Source organism: Acinetobacter sp. AND/436, from assembly GCF_049546925.1.
GTDB lineage: Bacteria > Pseudomonadota > Gammaproteobacteria > Pseudomonadales > Moraxellaceae > Acinetobacter > Acinetobacter indicus.
Window position 1 is genome coordinate 1 of sequence record NZ_JBMXBO010000049.1, and the last position, 354, is coordinate 354.

Consider the following 354-nt stretch of genomic DNA (forward strand, 5'->3'; position numbering starts at 1 on the left):
TGTTATTCCCAAGTAGAAATGTCCTACCTAATAACCAAATAGAAATGTCCTATACAGACATTTCCAAGTCAAGCACAGGATTCAGATTTCGTTGTTGAATTGCTGTTTTCTGTGCTCGTCTACGTGGCATAGATTGAGAACGACTTCGTTTGTTTTGCTGTTCTAGTTCTTCATGCTGTTGCTGGATATGGGCCAAGACTGAACTCAAACGTTTATTCTCAACAATCTCTCGCTGGTTCAGCTGACTTAATTTATCGAAGATGCTGTAATTGATTTTTCTTCCCTGATATTCAATGGCGACCGTACCGTCTGGGTATTCTAGAAATTCAATATATTTACCCATGAGACTCTGGT

1 pseudogene is annotated in these 354 nt (G+C 39.3%); it reads right to left on the bottom strand.

Features of this window, described 5'->3' with window-relative positions:
• Positions 1-49: 49 nt before the first annotated feature.
• A pseudogene (locus ACPEPR_RS13835) lies at positions 50-354 on the bottom strand (ISNCY family transposase); the annotation flags it as partial.